Origin of the sequence: Halomonas citrativorans, assembly GCF_900163645.1 — a bacterium.
Lineage (GTDB): Bacteria > Pseudomonadota > Gammaproteobacteria > Pseudomonadales > Halomonadaceae > Vreelandella > Vreelandella citrativorans.
In genome coordinates this window covers 41,283-55,006 of sequence record NZ_FUKM01000005.1, presented here as the reverse complement: position 1 = coordinate 55,006, position 13,724 = coordinate 41,283, and the positions used below count along the sequence as shown (strand labels likewise).

The following is a 13,724-nucleotide window of genomic DNA, read 5'->3' as shown; positions in this document are numbered from 1 at the left end:
GGCTATCAGATTTTGTTATCCTATTACGCTTGGCGATAAACAAAAGTGAACAGGCTAAGCCTATGAATCAACAATACCGTCAGGATGCGATTGTCGAGCTGGTTCGTCAGCACGGTTATATGAGCATTGAGCAACTGACTGATCATTTCGCAGTAACGCCTCAAACGATTCGGCGCGATCTCAACACGTTGGCGAACGAGGGCAGAGTGAGGCGGGTACATGGTGGCGTGGGCATTGAGTCAAGCACCGTTAATACGGCCTATAGCACCCGTAAAACACTGCATCTTGAAGAGAAAGAGCGTATTGCTCATTGTCTGGCACAGCATATTCCTAATCACTCATCGCTGTTTATCAATATTGGTACCAGCAATGAAATCATTGCCCAGGCATTGCTAGAGCATCAAGGGTTGGAAGTGATCACCAACAACCTGAACGTCGCCGCTATTTTGCAGCATAAAGAAGACTTTAACGTCATCATTGCGGGCGGCCAAGTGCGCTCTCGGGATGGCGGCATCATCGGTGAAGCAACCATCGACTTTATTAATCAGTTTAAGGTCGACTACGGTATTATTGGTATCAGCGGTATTGATGAAGATGGCTCTTTGTTGGAGTTCGATTACCAGGAAGTACGTGTGGCCCAAGCGATCATTGCTAATTCGCGACGCGTGTATCTAGCTGCGGATTACTCCAAGTTCCATCGCAACCCTGTGGTACGTCAAGGGAATCTTTCCCAGCTGGATGCGTTGTTCACTGACCGCAAGCCTCCCGAGTCTATCCAGCAGTTGCTTACCCAATATGATGTGGCGCTCTATATCGCCTAAACGGGCCAAGGCTGCTTTGTAGGGGTATTTTCGTACTTGAGCATCAATAAGGCTTAGCGTAGCCTTATTCATAATAAAGCGAAAATATTCACCTCAAAGCGAACATCTAATGTCCCGTTATCTACTTTCTATTGATCAAGGTACCACCAGCTCCCGTGCCATCTTGTTTAACCGACAAGGGGAAATTGCGGCCGTTGCCCAGCAAGAGTTTACCCAGCACTTTCCCCGTGATGGCTGGATTGAGCATGATCCTGAAGATATTTGGGAATCAGTAGTTGCGACCTGCAAAGAAGTGCTGGTGAAGGCCAGTGTTTCTGCAGGTCAAGTGGCGGGTGTGGGTATTACCAATCAGCGCGAAACCACGCTGTTGTGGGACCGCGCAACAGGTAAGCCACTTTATAACGCGATTGTATGGCAGGATCGGCGAACGTCTGATACCTGCCAAACGCTGCGTGAAGCTGGGCATACCGATAGCGTTCAAGCAAAAACCGGCCTGTTAATTGATCCCTACTTTTCGGCGACGAAACTGGCATGGTTGCTTGAGAACGTGGAGGGTGCCCGTGAACGCGCTGAGCGTGGCGAACTGGCATTTGGAACCGTAGATAGCTTTCTGATTTGGCGGCTGACAAACGGTAAGCAGCATGTCACCGATGCCACCAATGCCTCACGCACGGCGCTCTTTAACATACACACCCAGCAATGGGATGAGGATTTGCTGGCGCTGTTCAACATACCTGCCAACCTGCTGCCCAGTGTGAAAGACTCCAGCGATGATTTCGGCATGATGGAGGCAGAGTGGTTAGGGGCTGAGCTACCGATAGCTGGTGTGGCGGGCGATCAGCAGGCAGCGCTAGTAGGGCAGGCATGTTTTACGCCGGGGATGGGAAAAAGCACCTACGGCACCGGCTGCTTTATGATTGTAAACACCGGTGACACACCTGCGCTTTCGCGTAATCGCTTGTTGACCACCATCGGCTATCGGCTTAACGGTAAGCCCACCTATGCGCTGGAAGGCAGCATTTTTGTTGCAGGTGCAACCGTACAGTGGCTGCGGGATGGCTTGAACCTGTTTGCGGATGCGGCTGAAACCGAGGCGCTTGCCAAGGAGACCCGACTGGGCCATAGCGTCTATTTGGTACCTGCATTTACGGGGCTTGGGGCGCCGCACTGGGACCCTAAAGCGCGGGGAGCAATCTTTGGCCTGACACGGGACACCGGTATTGCAGAAATCGTTGCGGCAGGCTTGCAGGCAGTCTGTTACCAAACCCGCGATTTACAGCACTGCATGAACGACGATATGGACGCCACACCAAGCAAACTGCGTGTGGATGGCGGCATGGTTAAAAACAGCTGGCTGATGCAGTTTTTGTCCGACATGCTGGATGTTGAGGTGGATCGTCCCACTATTTTAGAAACCACTGCACTGGGAGCAGCGTACCTGGCAGGCTTACGTTTAGGCTGGTATGACTCTTTGGAAGAAATTGAACAGCTCTGGAACTGTGAAAAGAGCTTTATGCCGACCATGGAGGATGCGCCTCGCGAGCAGCTGTACCAAGGCTGGCTGGATGCCGTGTCGCGCGTACGTTCCGGCGAATAAGGCCATCACGTAGCCATCGCAAGGTGGCTGCGTGCACTTCTTGATTCTCTTCTTGTTGTAAGCTTTTAACACGTTTAACCATGGGCAGCGGCCGATGTCGTCAAGCTACAACGGGGCGTGCGTCCAATGATGCATTGTTGGTTAATCGTTCATGGACCATAGTCAGGGCATGGGATGGAGTGATGCCTCGTTACCCCGACACATCGCACTATGCCTTGCCATATAACCTTTGTGCGTGCATACAGCAGGCGCTAAAGAGTGAAGATCTTATCTGTTTTTTTGACCGTTCGCAGTCACCGAACCAGGTGCTTATCCGACCTGGCATGAGTAGCAATGTCACCATACGTATAGGGCGGCTGCCTTTATCAGCGAAAGCCCTTTGTGAGACCGGCAGCGGATGACCATACCATGAGGTACTGAATATGAACTGTATTGAACTAAGCCAGCAAGCTGACCAGATTGCCAGTACATTTAGCAAGCAGGATCTGGCTAAGCTGGTACTTGCTCTTAAAGATAGCCCTAGGTCGCTTCAATGTGCCGTAGAAGTGATCGATACGCTCGATAGTCGGTCTGGCTGTACGCTAGATGAAGCCTGGGATGAAGTGTTGGCAGGCGACTCGCAGCTGCAGGTTGCCAACGAGGAGTAAGGCGTTAAACGCTTATATTGACGCACACAAAGCCCTCTTAAACATTTTTTAAGAGGGCTTTTTTTATCACAGTGGTCTGGCTATGAACGTAGGCTAACTACGTTTGGATAAGTACTTCTGACTATGTGTTTTTTGATGACGTACTTGTGATGACATGCTTTGAGCAAGCACTAAGCATCTGCCATTGCTTGTTGAATCGCCTCGCCAGAATTATTTTCAAAGTAGGCATTAAATCGTTCATCGGCCTGGTCACCGAAAAGCATCCGGCAAGCCTCTTTAAGCCCTTCCGAGTGGCGTAGCTGATCATGATGCACCACTAGCGATATTTTGGCCCGGCGCCGTAGGAAGTCTTCCAGTTCAGTGATCATTTCATAATCGCGGGCGTGTTCAAGCTCAACGCGAATATATTCGGTACCTTCAATAAGCAAGGCGGCCTGGTCATGGTCTGCTTCGATTTTTTCAAGCATTGCAAACGCTTTATTCGCGTAGCGGCGCCACAGGCGTTTTGTCAGTAGCTCTGAAGAGGTGCTGGGCGTCATCGCGTCAAGGCCGATACGCTCGGCCTGAGCCATAAATTGCTGCTTAACAGAATCAGAAGGTTCGCCGTACCATTGGAACTTGGGTTTGGTTAACGTCACGCCTAGCTGGGTTACCGCATCCGCAATTTCATCACCGACGTTTAAACAGTCGGTGAGCTTGCCACCAAAGATACTGATATGTGCCGTATCGTCATGTGTATCAATAATGTGTTTGCGTGAAAGCTGCAGGAAGTCTCGGTCACTGCCCTGGTTGGCCTCAATGGCCAAGGGGCGCACACCACAGCGTGTTGAAATAATATCGCTAGGCGTCAGGGGCTTCTCAAGCGTTAAGCGCTTGTTGATGTTCTCCAGCACGAAGCTTACGTCTTCATCGGTCACCACCGCATTAGGGTGGTCCATGTGGGTATCGGTGGTGCCGATACAGGTACGATTACCCATGGGTATAACAAAGAAAAGCCGTCCATCATCGGCAAAAAACGCCAGTACCCGCTTTGATTGTGTTAACTGCGGCACGATTAAGTGGATGCCCTTTGAGTAAAGGTGCTGGTGCGATGTCTGCTGGTTGGTCAGTTTGTTGTGATGATCAACCCATGGGCCTGCCGCGTTAATCAATACCTTGGCACGTATCTCAAAGGTGCTGCCATCCATTGTATTGCGGGCTTTCGTTACCCAAATGCCGTCTTTGCGCTCAGCGCCCAGCGACTCCACATAGTTGGCGGCTGTCGCGCCGAAATCGAGTGCGTGGCGGATAAAATTAAACACAAACCGGGCATCATTGTCGTGCAGGTAGGCATCCGAATACTCAAAGCCGCCCACCGATGTATCGACATTAATGATCGACTCTTCTTGCTTGATGTTTTTTGGCGAAAGCAGGCGGGGTTTTTTGGTAAATCCATTACCCATTAACCAATAAAGCCAGGTGCCTGCCCAGAGATAGCGAGGGGAGTGCCGAAAGCCTTTAGTAATCGTGGTGAGAAAGCGTATTTCTTCAACCGTGGAAGGGTAGCTCTTGATCAGATGATTGCGGCTCTTACAGAGTTTACGCACCAAGCCAAAGTCATTGCTTTCCATATATTTGATGCCTCCCCAAACCAGGTTGGAGGATTGCATGCTGGTGCTGCCCGCAAAGTCGCCACGGTCAATCAAGGCAACCTTGGCACCTTTGCCCGCCAGCGCAGCCGCGCTGGCCGCGCCATTAATACCGCCACCAATCACCAGCGCGTCAAAGGTGGTACTTGTCAATTGACTAACGTTTTGTTCACGCAGGGTCATGATAGCCTCATTAATGGGAAATTAGGTTTGATAACCAAAGCAAAACACAGTTATTTTCATTTATGAAGAATATGTGATCGTTTGCGATCTTTCAAGTTTGAAAACGAACATTGAGTGGCTATAAAAAAACCGACTCCATCGTGGAGCCGGTTTATGGCACTCATGTTTCTATAATGTGTTACTCAACGCGGGCTTCCTCAGGATTAATCGGTGCTGCCTGCGTAGCATTATGGTTAATGAGCGTGTCTTTATCCTTTGCAAACGCATCGTAGGCAAAGTCATCGACCGTTAGCATTTCCAGTACGTTCTTTTCGAATTCGCGCATAAAGACCGTTTCTTCTTCACTAATCAGGCCTTTCTCAAATGCTACCTCCACCCTGGCTTCAGGGTGGAGGGCCGTTTGAGGCAGCTCACCTTTGGCGTAGGCTTTGTTAACCGTGCGATAAATGACTTCAGCACGGTCATAATCAACCAGCAGTGCATTGTAGCGCGCCAGCGGGTTGGGCTGTTCGCCGTCGTCGGTATCCCAGGTGTTGGAAAGCAGTTTGGTGCGCAATGCACTGTGGGTGGAAACCCGTTTGGCAATGTCGCGTGCCAGGTCATCATGGGGCTTGTCCCAACGGCGTCCGGTTGGCATTACGACGGCGTTAAGCACACGGCCTATTGCCCGATTAGGCAAGTTGTCGAAAATCTCCACAAAGGCTTGTTCTGCGCGATGCAACAGGAAGCGGCAGCTGTAATGAAGCAGGGCGTCTTCGCCTTCCACTTTGTCGCCTGCTTGCCACTGTTTGAGTACCATGGATGCGAGATACAGATTAGAGAGTACATCACCCAAACGGGCGGAGAGCATTTCGCGTTTTTTCAGCGCGGAACCCAGGCTGGCCATGGCGGCATCCGCACATAGCCCAAAGCCTGCAGAGAGGCGGGCAATATCTTGCGCATAAGCCGCAGCTGGCCCATCAAACGGAACGCTCTCTTTACCAAACCCTAATCCCATGGTGAACGCACGTGCGGCATTACCAAAAATCAGGCCTGCATGGCTGAAGAAGGCTTTATCAAACGCATTGATGTCGTTGGCATCTTTAGCGGCTAGCTCTTCCAGTACATAGGGATGACAGCGGATCGCCCCTTGACCAAAGATCATCAGGTTCCGCGTCATGATGTTGGCGCCTTCAACGGTAATCGCTACCGGGTTGGCGCTATAGCCAATGCCTAAATAGTTACGCGGGCCCAATGTGACCGCTTTACCACCATGCACATCCATCGCATCGCTTAACAGAACACGTTGGAACTCGGTTAGTTGGCTCTTCAGAATGGCCGAGGGAACCGCTGGTTTCTCGCCATGGTCAATCAGGTTAGCCGTTTGATAAACGGTTGCCTGGGAGATGTAAGCCATCGCTGCCATACGTGCCAACGGCTCTTGAACGCCTTCCATTTCGGCCACAGGTACGTTGAACTGACGACGAACACGCGTAAAGCCACCGCTCCAGCCCAGCGCGTAGCGGGCGGTGCCGGTCGCGCCTGAGGGCAGTGTGATACAACGACCAATCGATAGGCACTCAACCAGCATGCGCCAGCCTTGGCCAATCATCTCCTGCCCGCCGATGATGGTATCCAGCGGCACAAAGACATCCACACCTTTAATCGGGCCGTTCATAAACGGGCTGCCGATGGGGTGATGGCGACGGCCAATGTCCATACCTTGCGTGTCGCGCGGTATGAGCGCCAGGGTAATGCCTCGGTCTTCTTCGTCGCCCAACAGCTTTTCAGGGTCGAATAAACGGAAGGCTAAACCCACAACAGTGGCAATGGGTGCCAGCGTGATCCAGCGTTTTTCAAACGTTAGGCGCAGGCCTAGCGTCTCTTTTCCATCAATAATTTCTTTACATACTATGCCGGTATCAGGCAGTGACGTTGCGTCAGAGCCAGCCCGCGGGCCTGTTAAGCCGAAGCAGGGAATTTCGCGACCATCGGCCAAGCGGGGCAGGTAGTGGTCTTGTTGTTCCTCAGTACCATATTTAAGCAGAAGCTCGCCCGGGCCGAGGGAGTTGGGTACTCCAACGGTCACCATTAACGTTTCGTTGGCGGAAAGTTTTTGCAATGCCATTGATTGGGCTTTTGCTGAGAAACCCAGGCCACCGTACTCCTTGGGAATAATCATCCCAAAGAAGCCTTCTTTTTTCAGATAGTCCCATAACTGCTGGGGCAGGTCGGCACGCTCTTGAGCAATATCCCAGGCGTTACACATGCCAGCTGCTTTAGCGCACTGATTATCGAGAAAGGCCTGTTCATCTTCACGCAGGCCTTCATCCTTGTAGGCCAGTAGCTTGTTCCACTGTGGCTTGCCGGAGAAAAGCTCCCCGTCCCAGGAAACGCTACCGGCTTCTAGTGCCGTGCGCTCGGTGGCGGAGACCTTTGGCGCGACCTTTTTGAAAATTTTAAAAATCCGCGGTGTCAGCCACTGTTTGCGCAATGTCTCAAGGCCCGTCACAGCAACAACCGCAGCAGCGATTAGCAGCAATACTCCTATAACGGCGGCGTCAAAGAGTAGGCCAACAAGCCCTAATATACCTAACAGTGTCAGGGCTGCTGGGGCGCCTGCTTCGCGGCGCATAATAATCAGCAGGCCAACCACAGCCAGGATAATCAGTAGTAGGGTGAGCATAGAACGTCTCCATGTATTATTAGGCGCTGTCCGGTTCTGGTCTGCATTGCCCTTGGCTCAGAACGTTGATTTCTGATCAATCAATGCAGCCTTGCTTTCGTGTGTAACGCTTGAAGTGATGATTAGAACGCAAACCATAGGCATTCGAACAGATGTTTGAATATTGGCAGACGTACGCTATCCCGCGCAAGTCGTTACGTCTTTTTATCCTGCTTATTAATAGTAGCTTAGTAAAAAAAAAGCCACGGCAGTTAGCCGTGGCACCTGGATGAACGGGGATTCATATGTGAAGACGTCATTCACCCATGTTGGGCAGGCACGCCGTTGGCTACATAATAGGTAACCTGCGCACGAGGCAGCGGTGCACGTCCACGGATGTGGTCGGCAATCTTTTCGGCCAACATGATGGTTGGCGCATTCAGGTTGCCGGTAGGAATTAGGGGAAACAGTGAGGCGTCAACCACCCTTAAACCTTCTACGCCATGAACGCGGCCCTGGCCATCTGTCACGGCCAGCGTATCGTCTCCCATACGGCAACTGCCACAGGGGTGATATGCCGTTTCCGCGTTTGTCTTAATAAACTGATCCAGCGCTTCATCGCTTTGCACATCAGGGCCCGGAGAAATTTCATGGCCTCGGTACTTATCGAATGCGGGTTGTTCGATAATGTTACGCGTTAAGCGAATTGCATCACGGAACTCTTCCCAGTCTTTCTCATGCGACATGTAGTTGAACAAAATACTGGGTGCCGCGTGCGGGTCTTTTGAGGTTAGCCGAATGCGGCCTCGGCTTTTGGAGCGCATCGAGCCCACGTGAGCTTGGAAGCCATGCGCTTGAACCGCGCTTTTGCCATTATAGCTAATCGCGATGGGTAAAAAGTGATACTGCAGGTTGGGCCACTCTTCCTCATCACGGCTGCGAATAAACGCACACGCTTCAAACTGATTGCTGGCGCCAATGCCCGTACCCTTGAGTAGCCACTCAGCGCCTATCATGGGCTGGTTGTACCATTTCAGGGCGGGGTAGAGTGAGATAGGTTCTTTACACGCGTACTGAATGTACATCTCTAAATGGTCTTGCAGGTTTTCGCCGACACCCGGCAGGGCATGAACGGTCTTGATACCTAGCGGCTCGAGCACTTCAGGATGGCCGATGCCCGAGCGCTGCAAAATTTGTGGTGACGCAATAGCACCACCGCACAGCAGCACTTCCCGCTTGGCGCGGGCGGTCTGCTGTTGCCCTTTGCGCTCGTAGCGCACACCCACAGCGCGCTTGCCGTCAAACTCAATGATGTCGGTAACGGCGTGGGTTTCTATGGTCAGGTTGTCGCGCTGTTTAGCGGTGTCCAGGTAACCCCGGGCGGTAGAGGCACGTCGCCCCTTGGGCGTAACGAACCGGTCCATGGGGCCAAAGCCTTCCTGCTGATAGCCGTTAACATCGTCTGTTTCGGAGTAACCTGCCTGTTTGCCTGCTTCAATAAAGATGCGATACAGCGGGTTGTTACCGTTTTTAGGAGTAGTGACACTGACCGGGCCGCTGCCACCGTGGTAGTCATTGGCCCCGGTGTCGCGGGTTTCTGACTTTTTAAAGTAGGGCAGGCAGCTTAAGTAATCCCAATCTTCCAAGCCTGGCTGTTGAGCCCAGTTATCGTAATCCAGTGCATTGCCGCGGATATAGCACATGCCATTAATCAACGAAGAGCCGCCCAACCCTTTCCCGCGCCCGCACTCCATGCGGCGGCCATCCATATGCGGTTCCGGGTCCGTTTCAAATGCCCAGTTGTAACGCTTTCCCTGAAGTGGAAAGGCGAGGGCTGCTGGCATTTGGGTACGAAAATCTAGCCGGTAGTCCGGCCCGCCGGCCTCTAACAAGAGAACGCGGACGTCGCTGTCTTCCGTTAAACGCATAGCCAGCACGCTTCCCGCTGAGCCCGCGCCGATAATAATGTAATCAAATTCTCGTGGTTGAGACATGGCAAATTACCGAGCCTGAAAGTGGCATAGGTTGATGGAGAAGGTTGATGGAGTAGAGCGATGAGGTGGTAGCGGGGTGTCACTTTGTGAAAATGGTGTAAACCTTTCCGGTGATGACAGAAGCACTTGCTTCAGGTACCGCAAGCGCTCCTGCCAAAGGGCGGTTTGTCTTGTTAAAAGACGGATTCAAAAGGCCCCATCTCAATCTGCACCGACTTGGTTTGGGTATAGTGGTTAAGCGTTTCGATACCGTTTTCACGGCCAATGCCGGACTCTTTATAGCCACCAACCGGCATTTCAGAAGGCGATTCACCCCACGTATTAATCCAGCAAATCCCCGCTTCCAACTGATGAATAACGCGATGCGCCTGGTTTAAACTTTTGCTAAATACGCCAGCTGCCAAGCCATACCGGGTGTCGTTGGCGCGACGAATGACGTCAGCTTCATCATCAAAGGCCAGCACCGACATCACCGGGCCGAAAATTTCTTCCTGCACAATGCGCATGTCGTCTGTGCAATCGGTAAATACGGTAGGCGCTGCCCAAGCGCCGTTGGCCCAGTCGCCGCTTTTCCACTCATCACCACCAATCAGCAGGCGGGCGCCTTGCTGTTTACCCAGCGCAATGTAGGAAAGCACCTTCGCTTGATGCTCAAAACTGACTAACGGGCCGAAGTTCACGCTGGGATCCATGGGATCACCGGCTTTGATGCGCTTAACACGCTCTACCAGCTTGGCTTCAAATGTGTCTTTCACACTGCGTTCGATAAATACTCGTGTACCGTTGGTGCAAATTTGGCCGCTAGAGTAGAAATTGGCCATCATGGCCGCATCGGCGGCGCGGTCCAGGTCGGCATCGGCAAAGATGATCAGCGGTGATTTTCCACCCAGTTCCATCGTGACGTCTTTAAGCGATGAGCTAGCGGCTGCGGCCATCACTTTTTTGCCGGTGCCTGCTTCACCGGTAAACGACACTTTGGCGATGCCTGGGTGTTGGGTCAGCATCTCGCCTACGTCGCCATTGCCTTGCACCACGTTGAAAACACCGTCTGGCAGGCCAGCTTCAGTAAAAATCTCAGCCAGTTTAATTGCGCTCAGCGGTGTCACTTCACTGGGTTTAAAGACAACGGCATTACCTGCCGCCAGCGCTGGCGCGGCTTTCCAGCAGGCGATTTGAAGGGGGTAGTTCCACGCGCCGATGGCACCAATGACGCCCAGCGGCTCGCGGCGGGTATACACAAAGGAGTTTTCGCGTAGTGGAATTTGGCTGCCTTCAATAGCGGGGGCCAGGCCTGCGTAATACTCAATCGCATCAGCGCCGGTCACGATGTCGACATTTGCTGTTTCGCTAATCGGCTTACCGGTGTTGCGGGTCTCAAGCGCTGCCAGCGCGTCAGTGCGCTCACGCAGCAACGCAACCGCACGCTGCATAATACGGGAGCGCTCCATGCCGGTCATGGCAGCCCATTCGCGCTGGCCGCGCTGGGCCGCTTTAACGGCTGTGTCAACGTCCTGTTGGCTTGCTTGGCCAATTGTCGCAAGCAGGCTGCCATCAAACGGGTTGGTAACGGTAAAGGTAGTACCTGAAGTGGCAGCGACCAGGCGACCATCAATATAGAGAGGCTGTACGTCTTGAGCGGCCATGTTGGGCTCCTTTATAAGCTTAATGAGCGGGTGCTGAGTGTTGATATTCGTGATGGGCTAAGAGCTGATCAAGATAGTGGAGCGCTAGATGGCGGGCTTTTTCGGCATCAAGGCCTTCGGGCGTTAATGCACCGCGTAGCCATAAACCGTCAATCATGGCGGCCAGGCCGCGGGCCGCATTGCGTGCCTCAATTTGGGGGAGCACGCGTCGAAACTGATAGCATAAATTGGCGTAAAGGCGTCTATCGTTCACATTCTGTAGGCGCTGAAGCATCGGCTTGTGCATGCTGCTGGCCCAAAAGGCAAGCCATGTTTTAGCAGCGGGGCCGGTTACTTGAGTACGGTCGAAGTTGCCTTCGATAATCGCGCTGATGTGCGCTTTAGGCGAGTCCTCGTTCAACGCCCTGCGTCGCGCCGAAATAGCGTCACTAAGGTCGGTCAATATCTGGCGCATAGTGGCTTCAAGAAGGCCATCTTTCCCGCCAAAGTAGTGACTGATGATACCTGCTGAGACGCCCGCGTGACGGGCAATCCGCATAATGGTTGCTTCTGCCAATCCCACTTCGTCAATGGCCGCCATTGTGGCGTTAATTAACTGCTGGCGGCGTATCGGTTCCATTCCCACCTTCGGCACAGCTATCTCCTGATGACGTTGAATGCCTACCTTGAAACATACGGTTAGTCATGATTACCTGTATATCTTAGTAGTTGTTTATTGAACGTTCAATCAATAAACGTTGGTGCATGTTGCTGCGCTTGGCGTTAAAGGAATAAACATGCCCATTGACGTAAATAGAAGGGGAGTCGCAATGAAACGTGTCCAGGTGGTGGGATTAAGCGCATTTATGTTGGGGGCTGCTATGCCCATGATGGCTCAAGCCGATGAGTGTTCGCGTGTGCGTTTTGCCGAAGTAGGCTGGACCGATATTACCGCGACAACGGCGTTGGCCAGCGAAGTGTTGGAGGCGCTAGGCTATGAGCCAACCGTCGATACGGTATCAGTACCGATTGCCTATGCGGGTATGCGTAACAATGATTTTGATGTCTTTTTAGGCAACTGGATGCCCTCTATGGCGTCCATCAGCGACCCGTATATTGAGAGTGGCGATGTTGAGCGGTTAGTTGTTAATTTGGAAGGCGCCAAATACACGCTGGCCGTACCGCAATACGTGTACGATGCAGGTGTTACCTCTGTGAATGATTTAGCGGCTCACGCTGATCAATTTAACCATCGCGTGCATGGCATCGAGGCGGGTAACGATGGCAATGAGCTTATCCAGCAAATGATTGATGATAATGCCTACGACCTGGGCGATTGGCAGGTGGTGGATTCCAGTGAAGCAGGCATGCTTTCAGAGTTGACAACACGCGTCCCCAATGAAGAGTGGATGGTCTTTCTGGGGTGGGAGCCGCATCCCATGAATACCAACTTTGATATGGCCTACTTATCCGATGCGGATGATTACTTTGGACCTGACTTGGGTGGCGCCACGGTGCACACCAATACGCGCGCCGGGTTTGTCGAAGCGTGCCCGAACGTGGGTACACTACTTGGCAATATGACGTTTACGCTGGAAATGGAAAACCAGTTAATGGGCGCCATTATGAATGAGGGGGTCGACCCTCGCGTTGCCGCCAATCGTTATTTAAAAGAGCACGACGATTTATTAGCCACGTGGCTTGAAGGTGTGACGACCCTGGATGGCGAGCCTGCACTGCCAGCGGTTCAGACCGCTCTGTAAATCTGTCATTGTCTCATTGAAAGGTAAGCCTGTTTTCGGCTTGCCTTTTGTTTCGAGAATAGGCATAATCTGCACCCGCTGATGTCGGAAAGGCTACGTAGCTCAGCTGGTTAGAGCACATCACTCATAATGATGGGGTCCCCTGTTCAAATCAGGGCGTAGCCACCAAATCAGCGCCGCAGTACATGGATATTCAAGTGTATTGCTATGGTGGCCCCTTAGGTCCTCCCGCAACGCTATACTGCAAACCCCGCCAGGCCCGGAAGGGAGCAACGGTAGTGGTGGCTGCGTGTGCCGGGATGTGGCTTTTGGGGCCGCCTCCATTTCTGTCGTTTTCATCTAAACTTGGTATAGACTATTTCTTAGTAACATTACTACGAAAATGGTGATGCCATGTATCGCCGCAAGCTCCGTCACTCCCGAGTCAAAAACCTCTACAAATTTGCCAGCGCAAAAAATCATAGCGTACTAACCGTTGAGTTGTCGCTGGAATTTGATGCATGCTTTCAGTTTGAATACTCGGATGATGTTTTATTATATGAAGCTCAGCCCGAAGGCTTTTCTTATTGCTATGAAGCCAAGGCTCTTCCTTACACACCTGATTTTCGCTTAGTTAATACGTTGGGTATTGCTACGCTTGTCGAGATTAAATCTGTCAGTATTTTTCAAAAATATGACGCTAAACAACGGCCTATAGCTGTTGGGTCCCTCATGATTAATTAAACGCTGCTCCTGAATAAAGTAAGCAATGAGGTCACGTGCTGCCAACAGAGGATAGCTCCTATGGCTTAATCTATCATCCGGCATTTTACGGCAAAGAGGCTG

At 52.0% G+C, this 13,724-nt stretch carries 9 protein-coding genes, 1 tRNA gene, 1 other RNA gene and 1 pseudogene; 7 read left to right on the top strand and 5 right to left on the bottom strand.

Annotation, left to right across the window (positions count from 1 at the left end; translation table 11 throughout):
* The first annotated feature begins 62 nt into the window (after nt 1–62).
* The 3 genes from CZ787_RS01840 (at nt 63) to CZ787_RS01830 (ending at nt 3,065) form a co-directional block, all read left to right on the top strand.
* Complete coding sequence (locus CZ787_RS01840) at nt 63–821, top strand: DeoR/GlpR family transcriptional regulator (protein ID WP_087105625.1); 759 nt, start codon at nt 63–65, stop codon at nt 819–821.
* Between the two features lie 109 nt (nt 822–930).
* Entirely contained in the window at nt 931–2,418 is a 1,488-nt protein-coding gene (gene glpK / locus CZ787_RS01835; RefSeq protein ID WP_087105624.1) for a glycerol kinase GlpK, read from the top strand.
* A gap of 422 nt (nt 2,419–2,840) precedes the next feature.
* Nucleotides 2,841–3,065: a hypothetical protein gene (locus tag CZ787_RS01830; protein ID WP_087105623.1), complete on the top strand. Its 225-nt coding sequence runs from the start codon at nt 2,841–2,843 to the stop codon at nt 3,063–3,065.
* A 170-nt stretch (nt 3,066–3,235) separates the two neighbouring features.
* On the opposite strand, the gene CZ787_RS01825 is transcribed toward CZ787_RS01830, so the two are convergent.
* The 5 genes and pseudogenes from CZ787_RS01825 to betI form a co-directional block, all read right to left on the bottom strand.
* Complete coding sequence (locus tag CZ787_RS01825) at nt 3,236–4,876, bottom strand: glycerol-3-phosphate dehydrogenase/oxidase (protein ID WP_087105622.1); 1,641 nt, start codon at nt 4,874–4,876, stop codon at nt 3,236–3,238.
* 301 nt (nt 4,877–5,177) lie between these two features.
* Nucleotides 5,178–7,490 (bottom strand): annotated as a pseudogene (locus tag CZ787_RS01820) (acyl-CoA dehydrogenase); the annotation flags it as partial.
* A gap of 350 nt (nt 7,491–7,840) precedes the next feature.
* A complete protein-coding gene (betA, locus tag CZ787_RS01815) occupies nt 7,841–9,514 on the bottom strand; it encodes a choline dehydrogenase (RefSeq protein WP_087105620.1) in 1,674 nt (557 codons plus the stop codon).
* A gap of 173 nt (nt 9,515–9,687) precedes the next feature.
* Nucleotides 9,688–11,157: a betaine-aldehyde dehydrogenase gene (gene betB / locus CZ787_RS01810; protein ID WP_087105619.1), complete on the bottom strand. Its 1,470-nt coding sequence runs from the start codon at nt 11,155–11,157 to the stop codon at nt 9,688–9,690.
* A 19-nt stretch (nt 11,158–11,176) separates the two neighbouring features.
* A complete protein-coding gene (betI, locus tag CZ787_RS01805) occupies nt 11,177–11,791 on the bottom strand; it encodes a transcriptional regulator BetI (RefSeq protein WP_176372153.1) in 615 nt (204 codons plus the stop codon).
* Between the two features lie 175 nt (nt 11,792–11,966).
* Here betI and CZ787_RS01800 point away from each other — a divergent pair, with 175 nt between their 5' ends.
* From CZ787_RS01800 to CZ787_RS01785, 4 genes are all read left to right on the top strand, one after another.
* A complete protein-coding gene (locus tag CZ787_RS01800; RefSeq protein WP_140398959.1) occupies nt 11,967–12,899 on the top strand; it encodes a choline ABC transporter substrate-binding protein in 933 nt (310 codons plus the stop codon).
* 91 nt (nt 12,900–12,990) lie between these two features.
* A tRNA-Met gene (locus tag CZ787_RS01795) sits at nt 12,991–13,067 on the top strand.
* A 49-nt stretch (nt 13,068–13,116) separates the two neighbouring features.
* Nucleotides 13,117–13,213: signal recognition particle sRNA small type (ffs, locus tag CZ787_RS01790), an RNA gene on the top strand.
* Between the two features lie 79 nt (nt 13,214–13,292).
* Nucleotides 13,293–13,622, top strand: a complete 330-nt coding sequence (locus tag CZ787_RS01785; protein WP_087105617.1) for a hypothetical protein — start codon at nt 13,293–13,295, stop codon at nt 13,620–13,622.
* The last annotated feature ends 102 nt before the right edge of the window (nt 13,623–13,724 follow it).